This is a genomic window from Paenibacillus polysaccharolyticus (genome assembly GCF_900102085.1).
In the GTDB taxonomy this organism is placed as follows: Bacteria; Bacillota; Bacilli; order Paenibacillales; family Paenibacillaceae; genus Paenibacillus; species Paenibacillus polysaccharolyticus.
Genome location: NZ_FMVM01000017.1, coordinates 75,347 through 97,532, shown reverse-complemented (window position 1 = coordinate 97,532; position 22,186 = coordinate 75,347). Strand labels below are relative to the sequence as shown.

Genomic DNA, 22,186 nt, shown 5'->3' with positions numbered 1-22,186 from the left:
GGTAAGCAACCTTTTGTCCTTTAAACAGGGCGAAGGGTTGCTTTTTTGCGTTTTTTTAGAAAAATGAGGACGAACTACTTTAGTGTGCAGAATATGTTAACGTGTGCAATTTATCGTTGTTTATCACACAAATAGAGGGCAATTTGCCCTCTCACAGGAGGCAGAAACATGGAAGAACGTTGGATTTTGCTTGGACTCTATGAAATGGAAGGCATCGGTAAGAAAAGTGTTGCAAAATTGATGACAGGTCAGCACTCGTTGCGGGAGTTGCTTTATTACGAGGAAGGAGACTGGATTGAAGCTGGACTGAGGAAGGATCAGGCGACTCGTTTGGCTAGAGAATTTAATGCCGGCTGGATTGAGAGTAGAAGAGAGCAGGTTTATGATCACGGGATCGAGGTTATTACTTATCTGGATTCAAATTATCCTATATTAATGAAGGAAACCGCTCAGCCTCCCTGGGTGATGTACACTCGAGGAGACACTCGGTTGTTACATCAACCTTCGATTGCGATGGTAGGAACAAGGATGCCTACAGTTTATGGGCGCAAGGTTGGGGAAAAGCTTGCAGAGCAATTGTCTCTTGCGGGGTTAACTATTGTCAGTGGACTTGCCAGAGGTATTGATCGTGTGTGTCATGAAGCTGTATTACGAGCAAATGGTAAAACGATTGCTGTTTTTGGTACAGGGGTAGATATGGTTTACCCACCTGAAAATACGAGCCTTGCAGAACAAATTGCTGAAACGGGTCTACTCTTGTCAGAGTACCCTCTGGGAACCAGGGCTCGTCAGGGCCTTTTTCCCGAGCGAAACCGGATTATCGCAGGATTAACATTGGGAACGCTCGTTGTAGAAGCGGATGTACGAAGTGGTTCTCTCATCACCGCAGATGCAGCACTCGAGGCAGGCAGAGATGTATTTGCAGTTCCAGGGCCGATTACTTCGCCGAAGAGCCGAGGGGCACATAATTTAATACGACAGGGGGCCAAATTGGTCACTTGTGCTACTGATTTATTAGAAGAGTATCGTTTGGACTTGCCAAATGCAGAACAACTTCCTTACAATAGAGGACGTTCGGCAGAAATGTCAGGACATGCGGAGCAAGGTTTATTTCCAAAGGTAGAACTTTCTACAGATGAACGACGTATCATCATTTTACTTGAGCAGGAAGAGCAGTCTTTAGATCAATTGATAGATCGGTTGGGTTGGGATTTTGGACATTTACATTCAGTTCTGTTATCTTTAATCATAAAAAAGCAGATTAGCCAATTACCAGGAACCAAATATGCTAGGGTATGACGATGCTGCAACCTGTGCAGTATGTGGAGTATATAACACGAAATATGAAGTGAAGTATTTAACTATATAATTTGAACGCTTAATTTACACAACAACGGAGAGGACAGAAAAAACCTGAAGAAACGAAGTGTTCGCCTTTATTACCGGATTTTAACCTTGAATAAAGGAATAAAAAAAATCTGGGGATAACAGCGATCGGAAGGTTATTCTGTCATCGGAGTGTTTAGTGTAAAATCTTAAATTCAACTTATATAGCAAGAAACAGTTTCATGACTGAGAGGAGGATGGACCTATGGCGGATGCACTCGTAATCGTGGAGTCGCCCTCAAAGGCGAAGACGATCGGCAAATATTTAGGCAGCAAGTTCATCGTGAAAGCTTCGATGGGACATGTACGCGATTTGCCAAAGAGTCAGATCGGCGTTGAGGTAGAGAATGATTTTAATCCGAAATATATTACGATCCGCGGCAAAGGTTCAGTATTAAAGGAACTTAAGGATGCACGAAAGAAAGTGAAAAAAGTGTATCTCGCGGCCGACCCGGATCGTGAGGGTGAAGCCATTGCCTGGCATTTGGCACATGCACTTGAACTGGATGACACGGCTGATTGCCGAGTTGTATTTAATGAAATCACCAAACAAGCGGTTAAGGACGCATTCAAAACGCCGCGTAAAATAAATATGGATTTGGTCAATGCACAGCAAGCTAGACGCATTCTGGATCGGCTCGTGGGTTACAAGATCAGTCCATTATTATGGAAGAAAGTAAAAAAAGGATTATCAGCAGGACGAGTTCAGTCTGTTGCCGTCAAAATTATTTTGGATCGTGAAAATGAAATTGACGAATTTGAACCGGAAGAGTACTGGAGCATTACAGCCAAACTGAGTGCAGATGGCAATCCGTTCGAGGCGAAGTTTCATAAGTTGAACGGAGCGAAAACAGAGCTTGGCAGTGAAGCTGAAGTACAAGCGATTTTGAAACAGATCGAAGGTGCTGATTTTACAATCAAGGAAGTGAAGGAGAAAGAGAGAACTCGAAATCCTTCGGCGCCATTTACGACAAGTTCACTGCAACAGGAAGCGGCACGTAAACTTAATTTCAGGGCTTCCAAGACGATGTCGGTTGCGCAACAGCTTTATGAAGGTGTAGACCTTGGAAAAGAAGGCACAGTCGGTCTCATTACGTATATGCGTACAGACTCGACTCGTATCGCTGCTTCCGCACAGGAAGAAGCCAAAGAATATATCGTTGGAAAGTATGGTGAGACATTTGCACCAGAGAGCCCGCGGAACTATTCCAAAAAGGCTTCCAACGCTCAGGACGCGCACGAAGCGATTCGTCCGACTTCCATTTTGCGTGATCCAGATTCGATAAAATCGTTTATGAGTCGTGATCAGTTCCGTTTATATAAGTTGATATGGGAACGTTTTGTAGCAAGTCAGATGTCTTCGGCTATTCTGGATACACTTTCGGTTGACATCGCTGCAGGAGATACGATCTTCCGTGCTGCGGGTTCCAAAGTGCGCTTTCAGGGATTTATGAAAGTGTATGTAGAAGGCAATGACGATGGTACAACCGAGGAAGATCGTTTGTTGCCTCCGCTCAAGAGTGGAGATGTGCTGAAAAAGCAGGAGATTGAGCCTAAGCAGCACTTTACGCAGCCGCCGCCACGTTATACCGAAGCACGGTTGGTTAAAACCTTGGAAGAGCTCGGCATAGGTAGACCAAGTACTTATGCGCCAACACTGGAGACCATTCAGAAACGTGGATATGTTGCGATCGAAGAGAAGAAATTTATGCCGACTGAGCTGGGAGAGCTGGTCATTGAGCAGATGGAAGAGTTTTTCCCGGAAATCCTGAATGTGGAGTTTACCGCGAATATGGAAGGCGATCTCGACCATGTGGAGGAAGGCTCTGAAGATTGGGTTAAAGTGCTGGCTGAATTCTATGAATCTTTCGAGAAACGGCTAGAGTTTGCTGAGGAAGAAATGAAAGAGATCGAGATCGAAGACGAGGTGTCGGATGAGATCTGTGAGAAATGTGGCAAGCCACTCGTATATAAACTGGGTCGTTTCGGAAAGTTCCTCGCATGTTCAGGATTTCCAGACTGCCGTAATACGAAACCGATTATTAAAGACATCGGTGTAACTTGTCCGAAGTGTAAGGAAGGACATGTGGTGGAACGCCGCAGTAAAAAGGGACGTATTTTCTATGGCTGTGACAAATATCCGGAATGTGATTTTGTATCTTGGGATAAACCTTCCGCTAAACCTTGTCCGAGCTGTGGATCGTTAATGATTGAGAAGCGAAACAAAAAGGGAACAAGATTGCAGTGTACTTCATGTGATCATCAGGAGCCGGTGGAAGAATCGGATGATGAATCAACGGATTAGCATATGATGGGGGTAAATGATTTTGACAAGTGAACAACAAGTAACGGTTATCGGTGCGGGATTGGCTGGATCAGAAGCAGCGTGGCAGATCGCCAGTCGCGGTGTGCGAGTGAAGTTATATGAGATGAGACCGGTTGTCAAAACGCCGGCTCATCATACGGATAAATTTGCAGAACTCGTCTGCAGTAACTCTCTTCGTGCCAATGGACTGGCTAATGCAGTTGGCGTGTTGAAAGAAGAGATGAGGATGTTGAATTCGCTCGTACTCGGGGCAGCTGATCGACATGCTGTTCCGGCAGGAGGAGCCCTGGCTGTGGATCGGGATGGCTTCTCGGGTGAGATTACATCGACTTTGCATCAGCATCCGCTGATTGAAGTGGTGAATGAAGAACTTACTTCACTTCCAGAGGACGGCATTGTTGTTGTAGCGACCGGACCACTGACTTCGCCGGCATTGTCCGAGCAGATTAAAGCATTGATGGGTGAGGAATACTTCTATTTCTATGATGCTGCTGCTCCGATTATTGAAAAAGATTCCATTGATATGAACAAGGTATATCTTGCCTCTCGTTATGACAAAGGAGAAGCGGCTTATCTCAACTGTCCAATGACAGAAGAAGAGTTTGAACTCTTTTATGAGGCTCTGATTACTGCAGAGGTTGCTCAGTTAAAAGAATTCGAAAAAGAAATCTATTTCGAAGGTTGCATGCCGATTGAAGTCATGATGAAACGGGGCAAACAAACAGCATTGTTTGGACCGATGAAGCCGGTAGGTTTGGTTAATCCGCATACGGGTGAATTGCCTCATGCTGTAGTACAGCTTAGACAGGACAATGCGGCGGGAACGTTGTATAACTTGGTAGGTTTCCAAACGCACTTGAAGTGGGGAGAACAGAAACGTGTCTTCTCTCTGATTCCGGGTCTTGAGAATGCTGAGTTTGTGCGCTACGGTGTCATGCACCGGAATACATTTATTAACTCACCGAAGTTGCTTCGTCCAACATACCAATTCAAAGAGCGCCCTAATTTGTTCTTTGCTGGTCAGATGACAGGGGTAGAAGGATATGTTGAATCTGCCGCATCGGGTCTTATTGCCGGCATGAATGCAGCTAAAGCAGCGTTAGGACAAGAACTTGTTGTACTGCCGGTAGAAACGACACTAGGTAGCATGGCCCAATATATTACAACGGCGGATTTCAAGCATTTCCAGCCAATGAATGCTAACTTCGGTTTGTTACCGAAATTGGAAACTAGAATCCGTAACAAAAAAGAAAAAAATGAAGCACTTGCAAATCGTGCCCTGGATGGTATCGCCAAGTTTATTGCTTCAGAAGGTCTAACCGTTCCGGAACGCGTATAAATTATTCGTGGGGGAGCTGATATCATGGATATGTCATTTCATGCGACGACGATCTGTGCTGTCCGTCATAATGGCAAGGCAGCGATTGCGGGCGATGGTCAGGTAACTATGGGCCAGAGCGTTGTGATGAAGAATACAGCCAAAAAAGTAAGACGTTTATATCGTGGACAGGTTGTTGCTGGCTTTGCCGGTTCTGTAGCTGATGCAATTACACTGTTTGAAAAATTCGAAGGTAAACTGGAAGAGCACCATGGCAATCTGCAACGGGCGGCGGTTGAACTTGCAAAAGATTGGCGGCAGGATCGCATACTGCGGAAGCTCGAAGCTTTGTTGATTGTGATGGACAAAACAGGAATGTTGCTTATTTCAGGTGGCGGCGAGATAATCGAACCGGATGATGATATCATTGCGATCGGTTCAGGTGGTAATTTTGCTTTATCCGCTGCGCGGGCGCTGAAACGTCACGCTGGACAGATGGAAGCGAAAGATATCGCACGTGAGTCTCTTCAGGTGGCTTCCGAGCTGTGTGTATACACGAATAGTAACATTATCGTCGAAGAATTGTAGGAACAAAGAAATCTCCCGTACAGGAACAAGATGCTACATCTGCTCCGGTTTACGTTAAGGAGATTCTTTGCTCTTGTGGCTGAATTGACGTCAACATACTTGTAGGAGGGAAGCTTATGAATTCTCAAGCTTTAACGCCAAGACAGATTGTTACGGAACTGGATAAATATATCGTAGGTCAAAAACAGGCGAAGAAATCAGTGGCAGTAGCCCTTCGTAATCGCTATCGACGTAGTCTTTTGCCAGAACACACACAGGATGATATTGTACCTAAAAATATACTGATGATTGGGCCTACAGGCGTCGGTAAAACGGAAATTGCGCGTCGTCTTGCAAAACTAGTAGGGGCACCTTTTGTCAAAGTCGAGGCAACCAAGTTTACCGAAGTGGGATATGTTGGACGTGATGTGGAATCCATGGTTCGTGATTTGATTGAAACATCCCTGCGTATGGTCAAGCTTGAACGAACTGAACAAGTGAAGGACAAAGCGGAAGAAGCGGCTAACGAGCGCATTGTACATATTTTGGCTCCTTCTCAGTCCAAGTCTAAAAATCAGCGTAATCCGTTTGAAATGATCTTTGGGAACAACGGGAATGGAAATGCCCCTCAGGATCAGGATGAACCTGAACCTGACGCAAACGTTGCTGAGCGTCGTCGTAAAATCAAATTCGATCTATTGTCTGGTAAACTGGAAGATGACATCATTGAGATCGATGTAGAGGACAATACGCCGAACATGATGGATATGTTTGCTGGCCAGGGTAATGATCAGATGGGCATGAACATGCAGGAGATGTTTGGAAGTTTGTTGCCGCGCCGTACGAAGAAACGTAAGTTGGCTATTAAGGAAGCACGTAAAGTGCTTATTCAAGAAGAAGCGGGCAAATTAATTGATATGGATGATGTGACTCAAGAGTCCATAAGACGTGCAGAGCAGACAGGCATTATTTTCATCGATGAGATTGATAAAGTAGCCAGTCAAGGTCGTGGAAGTGGTCCAGATGTTTCCCGTGAAGGCGTTCAGCGTGACATTCTACCGATTGTTGAAGGATCAACGGTCATGACCAAGTATGGGCCTGTCAAAACGGATTATATTCTGTTTATGGCGGCTGGTGCCTTCCATGTGGCTAAACCTTCAGATCTGATTCCGGAGCTTCAGGGGCGCTTCCCTATTCGTGTAGAGTTAAACAGTCTTACCCTGGAGGAGTTTGTTTCTATCCTAACCGAACCTCAGAATGCGCTCACGAAGCAATATGTCGATTTGCTCCGCACAGAGAATATTGAGATTGAGTTCTCGGAAGATGCAATACGCGAGATTGCCAAGCTCGCAGAAGCTGTTAATCAAAACACAGAAAATATTGGGGCTCGCCGTCTGCATACTATATTGGAAAAACTTCTGGAGGACTTGTCCTTCGAGGCACCAGAGCTTACGTTGGAACGTATGGTGATTACACCAGAGTATGTACGTGAGAAATTACATGATATTGCAACAGATCGAGATTTAAGTCAGTACATCCTTTAAGTAAGAGCAAAGAGTCATGAATTTAGCTTGTATGTAGTATCACATGATAAGATGGTTGTATGGAATAAAACATGGGGTATGTACCATAAACAGTAAACATTAATCAAGATGTTCTGTGCTTTTTTTATACAGAACATGCTGTGTTAGATGTCGTGTTTATGGATACATATCCTTATTTATATTATGGTCTAACCTTTTCTGATGATTGGACCGATAATAGAGAGGTGGCGATCTTTTATGCTAGAAACTAGGACTTGGGCCGCATGGATAATTGTATAAAGGGTAGCGGATTAGTTGGTATTCCTATTTTTATGCAACCATGTATTTCCATTAAAAGAATTTTAATTATTTAAATGTTATCTGGTGCTAAGCGAATTAACCGGAATATTTTGCGCAAATGTGCAAAACGTCGTTTTGTGGAAAATGGAGAAGGCATCAATTGTTTTCTAAATATAAAATAGTAGTGACCTATACAATTGTTAAGAAAGTGTTGCGTCAGAAATGATAGTTCCAATGAATTTTCATACATAAAATGTGAAATAAAGTAGAGTTGGCTACATAAAAATACAGTGTTTTATATGCTTAAAACCCTAATATGACGGTAAAAAATGCTAAACTTAACATATTGAAATCCTATTGCGGAAAGGTACATTTAAAGGTGCTCAGACTGAAATACAGGCTGGAAAAATGAGTTTTATTTTAAGAATGTTTAAGGGGATGCCTCAAGATTGTTAACACATTTTTGATTTGGGACTGAATATTTACGAAAAAAATCATATTTTGCAGAAAATACACAAAAAGCCCTCTCTTTAAGAAAAGATAGGGCTTTTTTCTTATTGTAATATATCCCAAACTCGAAGAAACTTATGTTATACGACAACATCAGAGTTAATTCTACTTAAGTCCTAGAAAACCGTGTAAACACGAATGTTTTTGTCGAAAAAACAACAGCAGTTTCGCGTGAAAAGATTCAATCTTTTTCCATATATACTAATGAGAGGAGGGATATTGTGAATCTTTTAAACGATATTAGCTTTAAAAGATTACAAGGTGCGCTCGATGCGTCGAACATGCGACAACGAACGATAGCTGATAACGTAGCGAACGCCGATACCCCGTATTTCAAGCGATCAGACGTTTCTTTCGAAGAAATGTTACAGGATCAGATGAGCGGTGATTTACCTGTTCTTAAAGGGAAAGTAACGGATCCAAGGCATTTTGTCATAGGTCCTTCCTCTTTAGTACCAACGCCAGTAGTTAATATGGACCAGTCCACTTCCATGAATAACAACCAGAATAATGTGGACATTGATCGAGAGATGAGCCTTCTGGCGGATAATCAATTGCGTTACAACGCTTATATCCAGCAAGTGAACGAACAAATTAAAATGATGCGAGTAGGCGTAGAAGGGAGATAACCGCGTTGAACATTAGCAACAGTTTTGGAATCAGTGCTTCGGCTCTTACAGCTCAACGTTTGCGTATGGACGTCATTTCTTCCAATATAGCAAATGCGGAAACCACGCGCGCGAGTATGTCGAATGGGGTCGCAGTTCCTTATAAGCGGAAAATGGTAGTGCTTGAACCGAATAAAACATCCTTCAGCACGATGTTACAAAACCAGATGCGTGGCGGAGGTTCAGGTGATGGTGTAAGAGTAACCGAGATTCGGGAAGATCAGTCACCATTCAAACCGGTTTATGACCCGACTCATCCAGATGCAAACGCAGAAGGGTATGTGTTCATGCCTAATGTGGATATTGCAAAAGAAATGGTCGATATGATCTCGGCTTCACGTTCTTATGAGGCTAACGTTACTGCACTGAATTCAACCAAAGCGATGATTTCTAAAGCGTTAGAAATTGGAAAAGGTTAACTGTTGCATTCTTCGACAACGAACTGAAAAGAAGAGATAAAAGGGAGGGACATTTATGATTCAGAACAATATGTTTAACGCTCAGGGAGTTCAGCCGTTGCAGATGAAAAGTGTAGGAACTGAAAATAAATCTTCTACACCGGCCGAAAGCATTCAGAGCTTCGGTACATACTTACAAAATGCACTGGGCTCTGTAGCCGCACAGGAAACCCAGGCTCATGAAATGTCAAATCAATTTTTGGTAGGTAAAGCGAATGTAGATCAGGTGTTGATTGCTTCCGAACAAGCCCTGCTTAGTCTGCAACTTACCACTCAAGTACGTAACAAAGTGGTTGAGGCATATCAAGAGGTTATGCGCACACAACTATAAGAGTTCATTTGCGCAAACAGTAGCGCTGATCATTACGACAAGCAGCTGCGATGCTGCTCCTGATCAAAGCTAGGAGAACGCTCAAGCTTTTGTCAGGACAGACTAAGCAAAGTTTCGGATGGGGTGACAGAGTGAATGAGAGAATTGCCCAGTACAGGGACAAAGCATCACAGTACTGGAATAGCTTTAGCAAAAAGCAGAAAACATTATTTATTTCAACCTTCTTATTTCTGATTTTGGCAGCAGTGGTTCTCACGATGCAGTTATCCAAGACAGAATATGAAGTGGCGTTCACAGATTTAAATGCAAGTGATTCAGCTGGTGTCATCAATTATCTGAACTCATCTAATATCCCATATAAACTTAGCGCGGACGGAAAAAGTATTTCTGTACCCAGTACAGATGTAGCGCTGACCAAAGTGAATATCGGATCCCAAGGCATCATACAAAATGGTTCCCTTGGTTATAAAGCGTTTGAAAGCTCATCATCACCAATCGGTATGACAGATAAAGAGTTTGATGTGAAATATAACAATGCGTTAAACGGAGAAGTTGAAAAGCTACTCCAGCGTATGCAGGGGATTCAGGATGCCAAAGTCCTTGTTAACATGCCAAAAGATAATATCTTTGCAGGTTTGGAAGAACAGGACAAAGCTTCGGCTTCCGTAGCGTTGCAATTTAAACCGGGGTATCACCCGAATCAGGCAGCTGTAGATGGCTACTTTAATTTGGTTAAAACAGCTGTTCCGAACCTGCCGATCGAGAACATCACTATCACGAACACGGATGAGGCTGAACTCGTTCCAACCGCTCGCGGTGGCAGTGGTGGCTTGTCATCTGAAGTGCAGGAGAACATGGCGTTACAGAAAAAGTTTGAGAGTGACGTGCGAAACAACGTGAAGCAATTCCTCTCTCAAATTGTAGGTGAGGATAAGGTCAACGTTTTGGTGGCCTCCAAACTGAATTTCGATAAAGTGACAAGCAAAGAAAATCTCGTTACACCTGTTGATCAAGAGAACATGAAGGGGATCGAGATCAGTGTACAGCAAATTCAGAAGAGTTACACTGGTGGGGGAACTCCGACAGGTGGTGTAGCAGGAACCGGCCAACAGGACGTTCCAGGGTATCCTTCTTCGGATTCAAATAGCAATACGAATTCGGAAGAATCATCAAGCACGATAAATTATGAAGTGAATCGAATTGCCAAAGATATCATTTCAAGCCCATATACTGTAAAAGATTTAACCATCAACGTGGCGGTTGAACCACCCGCAGGGCAAAACGAATTGCAACAGCCTGTTCGAGATGCGATCGAAAATATTCTAGTTAATATCGTTCGCGCGTCATTGGCGGACTCAGGCACAACAATAACTGACGCAGACTTGACAAAAAAAGTATCAGTCATGTCACAGGGCTTTGCAACAGCTGCAGATGCCAATACGGGCTTCCAGTTGACTCCTGCGATGATGTGGGGTGGCGGAGCACTTATTGCGGTCCTGATCGCTGCGGTAGTGATTTTGTTAGTACGTCGTCGTCGTAAACAAAATGAAATCCAAGAAGAGGAAGAAATCCCGCTTCCAGTAGCAACAGAGTTCCCGTCCATAACGTTGGACAGTGTGACGAACGAAAGTCAGGTGCGCAAACAATTGGAGAGTTTGGCCAAGAAAAAGCCGGACGAATTCGTCAATCTGCTGCGTACGTGGCTGGCTGACGAATAGAGGTGAACGCATTGGCAAAGGCAGGCAATGCCGGATTAACTGGCAGACAAAAAGCAGCAATATTATTAATTACATTAGGTCCGGAAGTGTCTGCTCAGATCTTCAAACATCTCCGTGATGAGGAGATTGAGCAGCTTACGTTGGAAATTGCTAACGTGCGTAAGGTTGATGCATCCGAAAAGGACATGATTATGTCCGAGTTTCATCAGATTTGTTTGGCACAGGAGTATATCTCTCAGGGCGGTATTACCTATGCAAAGGAAATTTTGGAGAAAGCACTCGGCTCCTCCAAAGCGCTTGAAGTTATTAATCGTTTGACAGCTACGCTACAAGTCAGACCTTTTGACTTCGCACGTAAAGCTGATCCGAATCAGATTCTGAACTTTATTCAGAATGAAAGTCCGCAAACGATTGCGCTTGTACTGTCTTATCTGCAATTTGAGCAAGCTGCGGCCATTCTGTCCTCTCTCCCTCAGGAGAAGCAAGCAGATGTTGCTCGTAGAGTAGCTGTGATGGACAGCACTTCACCAGAAGTTATTTCACAGGTGGAACGTGTGCTGGAACAAAAGTTGTCTTCTACAGTGACGCAGGATTACACAAATGCAGGCGGTATCGAATCCATCGTTCAGATTTTGAATGGTGTCGATCGGGGGACGGAACGTACGATTTTGGACTCCCTTGAGATTCAGGATCCGGAACTTGCAGAAGAGATCAAAAAACGGATGTTTGTTTTCGAAGACATTGTCAATGTGGACGATCGCTCCATTCAACGTATTATTCGGGATATCGACAATGCCGACCTGCAACTTGCACTCAAAGTCGCAAGCGAAGAAGTACGTGAAGCTGTATTCCGTAATATGTCGAAACGGATGTCCGAAACATTCAAGGAAGAGATGGAGTTCATGGGCCCTGTGCGGCTACGTGATGTGGAGGAAGCTCAGACACGTATCGTAGGTACGATCCGCAGACTGGAAGAAGCTGGCGAGATCATTATCGCACGTGGTGGAGGAGATGATATCATTGTCTAATTTGATTAAATCTTTCCAGTATGTACCGGTAGAGGACCATAAAAGGCTCGAAAATCACCACTATTATGGCGGTGAAGATGAGACTGGATTGGAAGAGGACGGTGCAGCAGTTTCTGAATCGGAAGTGCTTCAGGCACGAGTCGATGAAGAGACAGAACGTCTTACTGCTGAGATGCTGGAAGATGCCAAGGAGTTTGCGGAAAAGCAGGTGCGTGATGCTTCGGAAGAGGCGGAGCGAATGCTTCAGGAAGCCCAGGAACAGATTGAACGCTGGTGGCAGGAGCAACGAGAGCAGGATGAACATCTGACTGAAGCTCTCCGCGCTCAAGGTTTTCAGCAAGGGTTTGAAGAGGGACGAGCACAAGCTGAACTGGATCTCCAGGTGAAGATCGAAGAGATGATGAAAGAAGCACAAGGGGTGCTTCAGGAAGCGTATGTTGCCAAAGAACAGATTATTCAGGAAGCCGAGCCGTTTCTTGTTGAACTTGCTTGTGGCATTGCGGAGAAAGTGATAGATAAGCAACTTACGGTAGAGCCTGAACAAACGATTGAGCTGATACGTCAGAGTTTGTCCAGAAAAAGGGAGCAAGGACAGATCGCGCTCTGTGTGGCGCCTGAGCAGTTTTCTTTTGTACAAGCTTCAAGGGAGGAACTTGCTCTTTCCATTGATTCGCAGGCAGAGTTACAGATTTTGCCTGATGCTACGGTTAAAGATAAGGGCTGTGTTATCCGTTCTTCATTTGGAAGTGTTGATGCAAGAATTGATACACAGCTTGCCGAGATCAAAAAGGAACTGATCCGCATAGCACTTGAGGATGAGGAGCGAAGAAATCAACATGAAGGTTCTTAGTTCACAGCGTTATATGGAGCATCTGCGGCAGTTTGATCCTGTGCGTATAAATGGAAAAGTAACCCAGGTCATTGGGCTTATGGTGGAATCAGAAGGACCGGATGCCAGCATTGGCGACGTATGTTACATCTATCCTGGCAAATCAGCTAAGCCGCTACAGGCTGAAGTTGTGGGGTTTCGGGATAACAAGGTGTTGCTTATGCCGCTTGGAGAACTTCAATCCATTGGTCCGGGTTGTGACGTGGTCGGAACCGGTAAACCTTTAGGAGTACAAGTAGGCTCTGAATTGCTTGGTAAAGTGTTGGACGGACTGGGACAGCCGCTTGACGGTTCATTGTTGCCATCCCGAATGCCGATGTACTCTACTTCCAATACCCCTGTTAACCCTATGGATAGACCGCGTGTTCTTGAAACGATGAGTGTAGGCGTGAGGGCAATTGATGGCTTGCTCACTGTAGGCAAAGGACAGCGTGTGGGTATATTTGCCGGTTCAGGTGTCGGGAAAAGTACATTGATGGGCATGATCGCTAGGAATACCGCTGCGGATGTGAACGTGATTGCACTGGTAGGTGAGCGTGGACGGGAGGTTCGTGACTTTATCGAACGGGATCTTGGTCCGGAAGGCCTGGAACGGTCTGTCGTCATCGTGGCAACATCAGATCAACCTGCTCTGATCCGAATCAAGGGTGCTGTCATAGCAACGACGATTGCGGAGTATTTCAGAGATCGAGGCATGAACGTGATGTTAATGATGGATTCGGTGACCCGTTACGCCATGGCGCAAAGGGAAGTCGGTTTGGCAGTAGGAGAACCGCCGGCGATGAGAGGCTATACACCTTCCGTTTTTGCAAGTCTACCGAAACTGTTGGAACGTGCAGGAACAGGTCCCGCTGGCTCGATAACAGCCTTCTATACAGTTCTCGTCGATGGGGATGACATGAATGAACCAATTGCAGACGCAGTCCGAGGAATATTGGATGGTCACATCGTGTTGAACCGTGCGATAGCGAATAAAGGTCATTTTCCCGCGATTGATGTGCTTGCAAGTATCAGCCGTGTCATGAAGGACATCGCTCCTGAAGAGCAGATTGATGCGGTTAACAATATGAAACGTCTGATGGCAGTGTACAAAGAGTCCGAAGATTTGATTAACATCGGTGCGTATCAACGAGGATCAAATGCAGCTATAGATGAAGCGATGGATCAGATTGATCATATCTGGAATTTTACGAAGCAAAAAGTTGATGAAAAGGTAACGTTAAGTGAAGTACAGGAGCGTTTGATTCTTGAATTCGCAAGGAGATGAAGGGTAAACGATGAAATTTCGATATCATTTCCAGAAGGTTGTTGACCTGAAAAGCAATGAGAAGACACAGGCAGAATGGATGTTATCCACAGCGATCGGTAAACTTCAGACGGAAGAAGAGCATTTGTTGCAATTGATTAATGATCGAAATAATCTGATGAACATTATTCAAGCGGCAACTGAAAATTGTGCTTCCGTATCCAGTTTGCAGGAAATGCAACGATATGCATATCACCTTGACGAATGTATATCGCGTAAGAACAGTGATGTGGAGCATGCTCAGGTCAATGTGCAGCGGAATCAGAGCTTTCTGAATGGTAAAGTAGTTGACGAAAAAGTGTGGCTTGGAGCGAGAGATAAGGCTAAAGGCAGATTTCAGCAGGAGATGCTCCTCCGGGAACAGAACGATCTGGACGAGATGGCTACTGTACGCTTCGCCGCCAAAGCCCGCGCGAACTGATGTGAGCCGGATGCGAAGTTGTCTCGTGAAGGAGGAATGAACGGTGGCTGTAAAAGACACTGATATCGAAAAAGAGTCCGGGAGTGGATGGGAAAAGTTTCTCATGATTTCGATCCCGATTGTATTCACGGTTGTACTCTTAGGTGTACTGCTTACTCTATTTAATGTAGATATTCGAAATAACGCGCTCGAACTTGCCAAAAAAATTCCTGTAGTCAAGAATTGGGTACCTGATCCGGTGCTTGATCCGGAGAAGGAGAAGTTGGAAAAGAGCGAAAAGCAGGTTGAAAGTGCGGAAGCAACGATTGAAAAGCTAAAATCTCAGGTCACAGCGAAAGAAGCAGAACTGAAAGCGGCCAAAGATGCGGCTACTGCGGAGACGCAGAAAACAGCTGATTTGCAAAAGAAATTGGATGATGCAAATAAGGCTACTGAAACAGCTGCAGCTTCTGAACCGGAAACCGAAAGTGATTATCAGAAGCAGATTAAAAGTCTGGCTAAAATGTACGCTGATATGAGCCCAAGTAAAGCCGCTCCGATTTTGCAAAATATGACGAATGAAGAAATGGTGCTTATGTTGAGCGCGATGCAGTCGACTGCCCGGACGAAGGTGCTGGAAAAGATGGATCCGAAGACTGCAGCGGATGTGACCATGCTGATGAAGGATGCGAAGCCTTCAGGCGATCTTGCCTTGGATGCCCTGCAGTCCCGATTGAAAAAGGAAACAGCAGCAACGACCACGACAACAGGAACTAATAGTAAAAATTTGGATAAAAATCAGTTAAGCCAGACCTTTGCTTCGATGTCTGCGTCAAGCGGAGCCAAACTATTGCTCGAAACCTATAAAATTAGTCCGGATAAAACACTGACCATACTCAATTCAGTTAATGATGCAACACGATCCCAGTTGCTTGAGAACATGTCTAAAGAAGATTCGGTTCAGACAGCCAAAGTGTTGAATCGGCTAATGGGCAATAAGTAACAACTCTATTCTTAATGCATGGAGGGGAGGTGAAAAAATGTCACTCGTATATCAAATGAACGCTGGGGCTTCTTCCAAAACTTCTGGTTCAACACAGTCCTCAACAGCTCAGTCTAAAGGTTCGGTTACAGGAACTGGAGCTGAGTTCTTGCAGACGCTGGCACAGTCATTGGCTGGGGGAAGCGGAACTGGTGAGGGTACTGATGGAACGAATGGTGCAGTAACAACCAAGACGTCTGCTCCGTTGATGTTTACTTTTGCCTCAGAAAATGAAGAAAATAACACATCTGTAACGGACGCGTTAAGTTCACTATTAGTTGGTACGGATTCGTCAGGTTTGATGGAAATGCTTGAAAAATTATTTGGTGATCTGGATACGTTAGACCAAGCTCTGGAAAATGATCCGGCCTTGCTTGCAGGTCTTCAATCGTTGATCCAGCAATTGTACGCATTATTAAATAAAGATTCAGATGGAAATCAGCAAGCTTCGCTAAGTGAGGTTGGTTCTAATTTAGATCAAGCTCCTACATCTGCATCTGCTGTTGAACTGTCTCAGCATCCAGCTGCAGTCCGTTTTGTATTACAGGATGTGCTGACACAATTGGCAACGGAAGTTCTTAAACCAGGTCCTAATGTAGTCAAGAGTGCTCCCGAATTCCAACACTTACTTCAGCAGTTGCAGAGTCAGTTGAAGGAAGCTGGAGTCGAAACGGATGGGAAAAAGGGTTGGTCTGAACTCAAATCGATACTGAATACATTCTCAGCAATAAAGGATGCAGCTGTTCAAACACCTAACGGTGCTCCGACTACAGCATCCAAAACAGATGGGATAACACCTCAGACGACTGCATCAGCAACAGTTCAAACAGAATCTAAAGCAACAACAGTGACGGTTAAAAATGACTCAACACCCGTTGCCGATGCGCAACCTGCAATCCATCATTCAAACATTGTAACAGCTGGCGAGTTGTCCTTGCGAAGCTCAGGTACAGTCGTGAGCAAACCCGCTGAGCCTGTCATGCAAGCAACGAATTTTGCCAAAGAAATGACGCAATTTGTGGTTAGCAAGCTGGATATCGTGAATCAAAAAGGATTTTCTGAAGCCACAATCTCTCTCCGCCCTGAACATTTGGGAAAATTGGATGTACAGATTACGTTGCAAAACGGACAATTGGTTGCCAGGTTCATGACTGAACATGTCATGGCGAAAGACATGCTTGAACAACAGATGATGCAGTTACGTTCCTCGTTACAGTCTCAGGGCATTCAGGTGGAACGGCTCGAGGTCACTCAGAACAGTTCGCTCGGATCTGAAATGTATCAGGATGGCGGACGTCAACAAGGAAATCAATCTCACCAACAAAAACGTTCCCGTGAGCGTGGAGAGCATACCGATGAAGCTGTGACAGCCGCGGGGCTGCAGGAAGAGTTGCGCAACTGGCGTAGCGAGCAGGTGGAAGGTAGCGAAATTCAGAGAGAGTCATTTACTGCAGAGGCTTAAACAGGGATGAGGTGAATATATGGCAAATGAAATTGTTTCTACTAATAATACTTGGCCTAATTACGCGGCTGCAAATAGAGCCACAACAAGTGCTGCAACGAAAGAACTTGGTAAGGATCAATTTCTGAAAATTTTGATTACGCAGTTGCAGAATCAGGATCCGATGCAGCCGATGGAAGATAAAGAGTTTATCGCTCAAATGGCGCAATTTAGCTCAGTGGAGCAACTGGTTAACATCTCTACGCAGCTTAAAACGTTAAATCAGTCACTTGGAGCGGTATCGGGTATGATCGGTATGGAAATCAGTTGGCTTTCTTCTGATAAAACAGACAGTGGTACGCTTCGTCAGGGGACTGTAGATTCAATCATTGTGCGAGACGGCGTTCAGTATGCGAAGGTGGGCAACGACGAAATTAAACTGGATGAAATCATTCAGGTGAATCGTGCCAAGCAAGCTGAGGAAACGAAGTCAGCTGCCCAGAACGTTCAAAGTGATGCTACAAATACTAATGGTAGTAACCCGTCTGATGTGAATGCCGGGACGAGTGAACCTGAAGATCGAGAGCAGAGCATATGAGTGACCGTATAACCGTTGGACAGTTATATACGGGTCCTGTTACTCCAAATATGCTTCGCAAACCCCAAACGGGAGACACATCTGGCACACCGTCTAAACCCTTTGCTCAAGTACTGGAAGATAACCTTTTAAAACTCAGCAATCATGCAGCTAAACGATTAGAACAACGTGGTATCGAGTTGAAAACCGAACAAATGAAACAAATTGGTTCTGCATTGGACAAGGCTGCTGCCAAAGGGGCAAAAGAGTCACTCATTTTGATGCAGGATATGGCCTTCATCGTTAATGTCAAAAATCGTACTGTCGTTACAGCAATGGACAGTGCAAGTATGAAAGACAATGTCTTTACTCAAATCGATAGTGCTGTAATTATTTCATAGCCGGCTGGCCCTTCTCGGGAGCCGGAATGCCGCTGACCGACTGATGCGGCAACCAATTTAAGGCTGGGAGGATTTTGTAAAATGTTGAAATCGATGTACTCAGGCGTTTCCGGGATGAGGGGTTTTCAAACCAAACTCGATGTCATTGGTAACAATATCGCGAACGTAAACACGGTTGGATTTAAAGGAAGCCGAGTGATGTTCAAAGACATTATGAGCCAAACGACTAAAGGGGTAACGGCTCCAACGGATGCACCTTCTGGTGGTGTCAATGCACAGCAAATAGGTCTAGGTGTTTCAGTAGGGTCGATTGACACAATGCATTTGGCTGGTAGCCCGATGACCACCAATAATCCTACTGACCTTCGAATTAATGGAGATGGATTTTTTCTGGTACGCTTGAGTGATGCGCAAACGGTACCTTACTTGACTCGTGCGGGTGATTTCCATGTTGATGCTGCCCGGAACCTGGTAACTTCTGATGGCTTGTTCGTATTGGATAATGGTGGTGCCAACATTACTCTTGAGGATGATGTGGTTTCATTCACAATCGGTCAGGATGGTTTTATCAATCAGACGATGGCTGATGGAACGGTTCAAGCCGGAGCGCAGCTGGGGATTGGTAAAGTTGTTAACCCTTCAGGTCTAGAGAAAATTGGGGGCAACTTGTATCGTATGACGGCGAATGCCAATCCGGATGGGGTACTTGATCCAGTTACAGCAAATAGTGCAGAAGACGGTACAGGGGCTATCATTGCTGGTCAGCTCGAAATGTCCAATGTTGATTTGACGAATGAGTTTACCGAGATGATTGTGTCACAGCGTGGCTTCCAAGCGAACTCCCGGATCATTACAACATCAGACGAAATTCTTCAAGAGGTCGTTAACCTGAAACGATAATAACTGATTAGTGATTTTGAAATGGTGGGGGAGCTTGCTCCTCCACTATGATTGAGGGGGCTTGACATGATTTCAGTTACGCGGTTAAATGGTTCTCCCATGTGGTTAAATGCGCTGATGGTCGAAATCGTGGAAGAGACGCCGGACACGTATATTACTCTGGTAACGGGAAAAAGATTAATCGTGCTTGAAAAGGCCGATGAAGTGATTTCCAAAATCAAAGAATACAACCGTGAAATTGGAGTTCAGGCAGCCACGATTAAAGTGCAGCAAACGGAGGAGTCCTGATGAAAAAGATGATGCCCTGGATTGCAACAACGTTGCTTGCAATCACACTCATTGTGGTCGTAGTTTTTGTATTTATGCAAAGTCAAAACAAGAACGACAATACACATACAGCGGCAGCTGCTGAAGAAAAAAAGCTGACAGCAGATGAAATTGTAGAGGTTTCATCCGAGCTTGGACAGATTAAGACTAATTTGGCTGATGCAGATCGTATTATTATGGTTAGTTTCTCTTTCAAGTTGTCGGATAAGAAAGCTAAAGAAGACTTTGAGAAAATTAAAAGTATTACGGTTAAGCCAATCATTATTGAGACGCTTGCGGATACCAAGGCTGAGGCACTGAGTTCGGCAAAAGGTATGAAACAATTCAATGAGAAACTAACGGGGCTAATTAATGAGGCATTGCCTGAGCCGAACTTGAAAAGCACAAGTGTTTCAGACATTGTTATAGCACCAATGTAATGAATAGAACAAGCTGTAGACCTGTAAGGGGGTGAGAACATGGTGGATGTATTATCACAAAACGAGATTGACGCCCTATTAGCAGCCCTTTCTTCAGGCGAAATGGACGCCGAGGAACTGAAAAAGGAAGAAACTCAGAAGAAAATCAGGTCTTACGATTTTAAACGGGCAGTGCGTTTCTCCAAGGATCACATTCGAAGTCTGACGCGTATTCACGAAAACTTTGCTCGTTTTCTCACCACTTATTTTTCGGCCCAGCTGCGGACGTTCGTTCAGATCAATGTTGTGCAGGTAGAACAGTTGCCTTATGACGAGTTTATCCGTTCTATTCCCAAGATGACGATTTTGAACATTTTCGAAGCAGAGCCATTACAGGGACGAATGGTCATGGAGGTTCACCCGAATGTGGGATATGCGATGCTGGATCGTCTGCTAGGAGGTACAGGCAGTGCTCCGACCAAAATTGCAAGCATGACAGAAATTGAAACGACGATTATGGAACGCATATTCAGCCGAGCCTTCGAAAGTTTGCAGGAAGCCTGGAAGACGGTACTGGATATCTCGCCTAGAATGGAAGCACTGGAGACGAATCCTCAGTTTATGCAGATTGTATCTCCCAATGAGACCATTGCCTTGATCTCGCTAAGTACCAAAATCGGCGATACCACAGGCATGATCAATTTGTGTATACCGCATGTCGTTCTTGAGCCTATTATGTCCCGGTTATCAACACATCAGTGGTTTGTTTCAGAGAAGAAAACGAGAGCTCCGGAAGAATACGAAGCGCTGAGATCACGTGTAAACAAAGCCAAATTACCTGTTGTAGCCGAACTTGGTGAATCCAGAATTTCGATAGCCGAGTTTTTAGGATTATCGGTTGGCGATGTCATTACGCTGAATAAACCGGTGGAAGAGGGGCTTTCCATTAAAGTTGGTGACAGACTGAAGTATATTGGCAGTCCGGGAACGATTAAGGACCGTGTGGCTGTGCAAATAGATCAAATTGTCACCGAAGGAGTTGAAGAATTTGACGAGTAAGGATTATTTATCCCAGGAAGAGATCGACGCTTTGCTTCGGCAATCGGAATCCATCTCGAGTTCTGAACCCGCTGAGAAAACGGTTGATGATTTTCTGACGGAGCTGGAACAGGATGCCTTGGGGGAGATTGGTAACATCACTTTTGGCAGTGCTGCGACTGCGTTGTCCACACTATTAGGCCTTAAAGTGGATATTACAACACCTAAAGTATCAATTATTAGCCGAACACAGTTCGAAGAAGCGTTCCCTAAGCCACATGTTGCTGTTCATGTGAACTATGTGGATGGATTCGAAGGCATTAACTCACTGGTTATCAAAAAGAGAGATGCGCAAATTATCGCTGATTTAATGCTGGGCGGTGAGGGGAATCCGGTCGACGAAGAATTGAACGAAATTCACATTAGCGCGGTACAGGAAGCGATGAACCAAATGATGGGGTCTTCTGCCACATCTATGTCGACCATCTTCAACCGGTTTGTTAATATTTCTCCTCCAGGGATTGATATTCTCAACTTGGAAAGCGGCGAAGGTGTGACCAATCTACCACCAGATGAAACACTCATTCAAGTTTCATTCCGTCTGTTAGTAGGGGATCTGATTGATTCGAATTTGATGCAGTTGCTTCCTGTACATTTTGCGAAAAACATGGTGGATATGTTAATTGGAGGTGCTCAAGAGTCGACCTCCAGTGCTCCTGTAGCTTCAACACCCGAGCCTGCTCCGGCGCCAGTGGCACCACCAACGCCGCCACCGGTTATGGAACAGCCGCCGGCTCAGCAACAGATGCCTCCACAGGCTCCACAGCAGCCTGTTCAGGACTATAGTGGATATGGTCAAGCTCCGATGGGGATGCCTCAAGGTATGCCTCCACAGCAACCATACGGTATGCCACCGCAGCAACCATATCATATGCCACCACAGCCAGCCTATGGTGAGCCTCAACACTATGGTGCTGCGCCAAATAGGAATGTGAATGTACAGCCTGTTCAATTCGCCAATTTGCAAAATGGGGCTTTTGCTAATGTAGACGAGAACAATTTGAATTTATTGATGGACATTCCCCTTAAAGTCACCGTAGAATTAGGAAGGACCCAAAAGCAAATTAAAGATATATTGGAACTATCACAAGGTTCGATTGTCGAACTGGATAAGTTGGCTGGTGAACCTGTTGATATTTTGGTAAATAACAAACTGATCGCCAAGGGTGAAGTTGTCGTCATTGACGAAAACTTTGGTGTTCGTGTTATAGATATTCTAAGCCAATGGGACCGTATTCAGAAATTACAATAAGCACAATTCAGGGAGGATTTGA

General features: G+C 44.7%; 22 protein-coding genes. All 22 read left to right on the top strand.

Annotation, left to right across the window (positions count from 1 at the left end; all coding sequences use genetic code 11):
* Nucleotides 1–168 precede the first annotated feature (168 nt).
* The 22 genes from dprA (at nt 169) to fliY (ending at nt 22,164) form a co-directional block, all read left to right on the top strand.
* On the top strand, nt 169–1,299 hold the full coding sequence (gene dprA / locus BLQ13_RS22275; protein ID WP_090923882.1) for a DNA-processing protein DprA: 1,131 nt from the start codon (nt 169–171) through the stop codon (nt 1,297–1,299).
* Nucleotides 1,300–1,591: 292 nt separating this feature from the next.
* Entirely contained in the window at nt 1,592–3,691 is a 2,100-nt protein-coding gene (gene topA, locus BLQ13_RS22270; RefSeq protein ID WP_090923881.1) for a type I DNA topoisomerase, read from the top strand.
* A gap of 16 nt (nt 3,692–3,707) precedes the next feature.
* Nucleotides 3,708–5,051: an FADH(2)-oxidizing methylenetetrahydrofolate--tRNA-(uracil(54)-C(5))-methyltransferase TrmFO gene (gene trmFO, locus BLQ13_RS22265; protein ID WP_373323193.1), complete on the top strand. Its 1,344-nt coding sequence runs from the start codon at nt 3,708–3,710 to the stop codon at nt 5,049–5,051.
* 24 nt (nt 5,052–5,075) lie between these two features.
* A complete protein-coding gene (gene hslV, locus BLQ13_RS22260; protein ID WP_090923879.1) occupies nt 5,076–5,618 on the top strand; it encodes an ATP-dependent protease subunit HslV in 543 nt (180 codons plus the stop codon).
* 116 nt (nt 5,619–5,734) lie between these two features.
* The gene (gene hslU, locus BLQ13_RS22255) at nt 5,735–7,141 is read left to right on the top strand and encodes an ATP-dependent protease ATPase subunit HslU (RefSeq protein WP_090923878.1); all 1,407 of its coding nucleotides are present in this window, start codon (nt 5,735–5,737) and stop codon (nt 7,139–7,141) included.
* Between the two features lie 1,010 nt (nt 7,142–8,151).
* On the top strand, nt 8,152–8,559 hold the full coding sequence (gene flgB, locus BLQ13_RS22250) for a flagellar basal body rod protein FlgB (RefSeq protein WP_090923877.1): 408 nt from the start codon (nt 8,152–8,154) through the stop codon (nt 8,557–8,559).
* A 5-nt stretch (nt 8,560–8,564) separates the two neighbouring features.
* Nucleotides 8,565–9,017 (top strand): flagellar basal body rod protein FlgC, encoded by a 453-nt coding sequence (gene flgC / locus BLQ13_RS22245; protein ID WP_090923876.1) that lies wholly within the window; start codon nt 8,565–8,567, stop codon nt 9,015–9,017.
* Nucleotides 9,018–9,072: 55 nt separating this feature from the next.
* Nucleotides 9,073–9,387 carry a flagellar hook-basal body complex protein FliE gene (gene fliE, locus BLQ13_RS22240; RefSeq protein WP_090923875.1) on the top strand — a complete coding sequence of 105 codons (315 nt, stop codon included), beginning with the start codon at nt 9,073–9,075 and terminating at the stop codon, nt 9,385–9,387.
* A gap of 131 nt (nt 9,388–9,518) precedes the next feature.
* On the top strand, nt 9,519–11,105 hold the full coding sequence (gene fliF / locus BLQ13_RS22235; protein ID WP_090923950.1) for a flagellar basal-body MS-ring/collar protein FliF: 1,587 nt from the start codon (nt 9,519–9,521) through the stop codon (nt 11,103–11,105).
* Nucleotides 11,106–11,116: 11 nt separating this feature from the next.
* Nucleotides 11,117–12,133: a flagellar motor switch protein FliG gene (gene fliG, locus BLQ13_RS22230; RefSeq protein ID WP_090923874.1), complete on the top strand. Its 1,017-nt coding sequence runs from the start codon at nt 11,117–11,119 to the stop codon at nt 12,131–12,133.
* Nucleotides 12,126–12,983: a FliH/SctL family protein gene (locus BLQ13_RS22225; protein ID WP_090923873.1), complete on the top strand. Its 858-nt coding sequence runs from the start codon at nt 12,126–12,128 to the stop codon at nt 12,981–12,983. The genes fliG and BLQ13_RS22225 overlap by 8 nt, the downstream gene beginning before the upstream one ends.
* Nucleotides 12,970–14,289 (top strand): flagellar protein export ATPase FliI, encoded by a 1,320-nt coding sequence (fliI, locus tag BLQ13_RS22220; RefSeq protein WP_090923872.1) that lies wholly within the window; start codon nt 12,970–12,972, stop codon nt 14,287–14,289. Before BLQ13_RS22225 ends, fliI begins: the two co-directional genes overlap by 14 nt.
* Nucleotides 14,290–14,299: 10 nt before the next feature.
* Nucleotides 14,300–14,749, top strand: a complete 450-nt coding sequence (fliJ, locus tag BLQ13_RS22215) for a flagellar export protein FliJ (protein ID WP_090923871.1) — start codon at nt 14,300–14,302, stop codon at nt 14,747–14,749.
* Between the two features lie 43 nt (nt 14,750–14,792).
* Nucleotides 14,793–15,731 (top strand): MotE family protein, encoded by a 939-nt coding sequence (locus BLQ13_RS22210; RefSeq protein ID WP_090923870.1) that lies wholly within the window; start codon nt 14,793–14,795, stop codon nt 15,729–15,731.
* A gap of 37 nt (nt 15,732–15,768) precedes the next feature.
* Entirely contained in the window at nt 15,769–17,232 is a 1,464-nt protein-coding gene (locus BLQ13_RS22205) for a flagellar hook-length control protein FliK (RefSeq protein WP_090923869.1), read from the top strand.
* A 19-nt stretch (nt 17,233–17,251) separates the two neighbouring features.
* Nucleotides 17,252–17,809, top strand: a complete 558-nt coding sequence (locus BLQ13_RS22200) for a flagellar hook capping FlgD N-terminal domain-containing protein (RefSeq protein ID WP_090923868.1) — start codon at nt 17,252–17,254, stop codon at nt 17,807–17,809.
* A 50-nt stretch (nt 17,810–17,859) separates the two neighbouring features.
* On the top strand, nt 17,860–18,189 hold the full coding sequence (locus BLQ13_RS22195; protein ID WP_397351757.1) for a TIGR02530 family flagellar biosynthesis protein: 330 nt from the start codon (nt 17,860–17,862) through the stop codon (nt 18,187–18,189).
* Between the two features lie 81 nt (nt 18,190–18,270).
* Entirely contained in the window at nt 18,271–19,089 is an 819-nt protein-coding gene (gene flgG, locus BLQ13_RS22190; protein ID WP_090923866.1) for a flagellar basal body rod protein FlgG, read from the top strand.
* Nucleotides 19,090–19,155: 66 nt separating this feature from the next.
* Nucleotides 19,156–19,377 carry a flagellar FlbD family protein gene (locus BLQ13_RS22185; RefSeq protein ID WP_056700597.1) on the top strand — a complete coding sequence of 74 codons (222 nt, stop codon included), beginning with the start codon at nt 19,156–19,158 and terminating at the stop codon, nt 19,375–19,377.
* Entirely contained in the window at nt 19,377–19,835 is a 459-nt protein-coding gene (locus tag BLQ13_RS22180; RefSeq protein WP_090923865.1) for a flagellar basal body-associated FliL family protein, read from the top strand. The genes BLQ13_RS22185 and BLQ13_RS22180 overlap by 1 nt, the downstream gene beginning before the upstream one ends.
* Before the next feature lie 39 nt (nt 19,836–19,874).
* Entirely contained in the window at nt 19,875–20,873 is a 999-nt protein-coding gene (gene fliM / locus BLQ13_RS22175) for a flagellar motor switch protein FliM (protein ID WP_090923864.1), read from the top strand.
* Nucleotides 20,863–22,164 carry a flagellar motor switch phosphatase FliY gene (fliY, locus tag BLQ13_RS22170; RefSeq protein ID WP_090923863.1) on the top strand — a complete coding sequence of 434 codons (1,302 nt, stop codon included), beginning with the start codon at nt 20,863–20,865 and terminating at the stop codon, nt 22,162–22,164. Before fliM ends, fliY begins: the two co-directional genes overlap by 11 nt.
* Nucleotides 22,165–22,186 lie beyond the last annotated feature (22 nt).

Excerpts from the sequence above, each read along its gene's own strand:
- dprA (WP_090923882.1), top strand. The coding sequence starts at position 169 with ATGGAAGAACGTTGGATTTTGCTTGGACTCTATGAAATGGAAGGCATC.
- topA (WP_090923881.1), top strand. The coding sequence starts at position 1,592 with ATGGCGGATGCACTCGTAATCGTGGAGTCGCCCTCAAAGGCGAAGACG.
- trmFO (WP_373323193.1), top strand. The coding sequence starts at position 3,708 with ATGATTTTGACAAGTGAACAACAAGTAACGGTTATCGGTGCGGGATTG.
- hslV (WP_090923879.1), top strand. The coding sequence starts at position 5,076 with ATGGATATGTCATTTCATGCGACGACGATCTGTGCTGTCCGTCATAAT.
- hslU (WP_090923878.1), top strand. The coding sequence starts at position 5,735 with ATGAATTCTCAAGCTTTAACGCCAAGACAGATTGTTACGGAACTGGAT.
- fliE (WP_090923875.1), top strand. The coding sequence starts at position 9,073 with ATGATTCAGAACAATATGTTTAACGCTCAGGGAGTTCAGCCGTTGCAG.
- fliI (WP_090923872.1), top strand. The coding sequence starts at position 12,970 with ATGAAGGTTCTTAGTTCACAGCGTTATATGGAGCATCTGCGGCAGTTT.
- fliJ (WP_090923871.1), top strand. The coding sequence starts at position 14,300 with ATGAAATTTCGATATCATTTCCAGAAGGTTGTTGACCTGAAAAGCAAT.
- BLQ13_RS22205 (WP_090923869.1), top strand. The coding sequence starts at position 15,769 with ATGTCACTCGTATATCAAATGAACGCTGGGGCTTCTTCCAAAACTTCT.
- BLQ13_RS22200 (WP_090923868.1), top strand. The coding sequence starts at position 17,252 with ATGGCAAATGAAATTGTTTCTACTAATAATACTTGGCCTAATTACGCG.
- BLQ13_RS22195 (WP_397351757.1), top strand. The coding sequence starts at position 17,860 with ATGCTTCGCAAACCCCAAACGGGAGACACATCTGGCACACCGTCTAAA.
- flgG (WP_090923866.1), top strand. The coding sequence starts at position 18,271 with ATGTTGAAATCGATGTACTCAGGCGTTTCCGGGATGAGGGGTTTTCAA.
- BLQ13_RS22185 (WP_056700597.1), top strand. The coding sequence starts at position 19,156 with ATGATTTCAGTTACGCGGTTAAATGGTTCTCCCATGTGGTTAAATGCG.
- BLQ13_RS22180 (WP_090923865.1), top strand. The coding sequence starts at position 19,377 with ATGAAAAAGATGATGCCCTGGATTGCAACAACGTTGCTTGCAATCACA.
- fliM (WP_090923864.1), top strand. The coding sequence starts at position 19,875 with ATGGTGGATGTATTATCACAAAACGAGATTGACGCCCTATTAGCAGCC.